The organism is Pseudoalteromonas sp. S2893 (genome assembly GCF_005887105.1).
Taxonomy (GTDB): domain Bacteria; phylum Pseudomonadota; class Gammaproteobacteria; order Enterobacterales; family Alteromonadaceae; genus Pseudoalteromonas; species Pseudoalteromonas atlantica.
In genome coordinates, this window is sequence record NZ_PNCY01000060.1 from 1 (window position 1) to 1,273 (window position 1,273).

1 protein-coding gene is annotated in these 1,273 nt (G+C 44.9%); it reads right to left on the minus strand.

Going from position 1 to position 1,273, the window contains the following annotated elements:
- Positions 1-88: 88 nt before the first annotated feature.
- Entirely contained in the window at positions 89-1,273 is a 1,185-nt protein-coding gene (gene tuf, locus CWC04_RS18680) for an elongation factor Tu (protein WP_004589660.1), read from the minus strand.

Consider the following 1,273-nt stretch of genomic DNA (forward strand, 5'->3'; position numbering starts at 1 on the left):
AATAGCTGAAAACTAAACACTTTTCTTCAGGCATTAAAAAAGGCCACCGAAGTGACCTCTTTTTAGTATTAATTAGCTAGGCTAATTATTACTCTACGATAGTTGCTACAACACCAGCACCTACAGTACGGCCACCTTCACGGATAGCGAAACGAAGACCTTCGTCCATCGCGATTGGCGCGATTAGAGTTACTGTCATCTTAACGTTATCACCAGGCATTACCATTTCTACGCCTTCTGGTAACTGTACGTCACCTGTTACGTCAGTTGTACGGAAGTAGAACTGTGGACGGTAACCTTTGAAGAAAGGAGTATGACGACCACCTTCATCTTTAGAAAGTACGTATACTTCTGAAGTGAATGTAGTGTGTGGATTGATTGAACCAGGCTTAGCTAGTACTTGACCACGTTCAACGTCTTCACGCTTAGTACCACGTAGAAGTGCACCAATGTTCTCACCAGCACGACCTTCGTCAAGAAGCTTACGGAACATTTCAACACCAGTACAAGTAGACTTAGTAGTCTCCTTAATACCAACGATTTCAACTTCGTCGTTCACGTTGATGATACCAGCTTCAACACGACCAGTTACTACTGTACCACGGCCTTGGATTGAGAAAACGTCTTCGATAGGCATGATGAATGGCTTATCGATGTCACGCTCTGGCTCTGGGATGTAAGAATCTAGTGCTTCTGCAAGCTCAACGATCTTGTCTTCCCACTGCTTTTCGCCTTCAAGTGCTTTAAGAGCAGAACCTTGAATTAGTGGTAAGTCATCACCTGGGAAGTCGTACTCAGAAAGAAGTTCACGAACTTCCATTTCTACTAGCTCAAGTAGCTCTTCGTCGTCAACCATGTCACATTTGTTCATGAATACAACGATGTAAGGTACGCCAACCTGACGAGAAAGTAGGATGTGCTCACGCGTTTGTGGCATAGGGCCGTCAGTCGCAGCTACTACTAAGATAGCGCCGTCCATTTGAGCAGCACCAGTGATCATGTTTTTAACATAATCGGCGTGTCCAGGACAATCTACGTGTGCGTAGTGACGAGTTGGTGTATCGTACTCAACGTGAGAAGTTGAGATTGTGATACCACGCTCGCGCTCTTCTGGAGCGTTATCGATTGATGCGAAATCTTTAGCAACACCGCCGTATACTTTTGCAAGTACGTTAGTGATTGCTGCAGTTAGTGTAGTTTTACCGTGGTCAACGTGGCCGATTGTACCAACGTTTACGTGCGGTTTTACGCGTTCAAACTTTTCTTTTGCCAT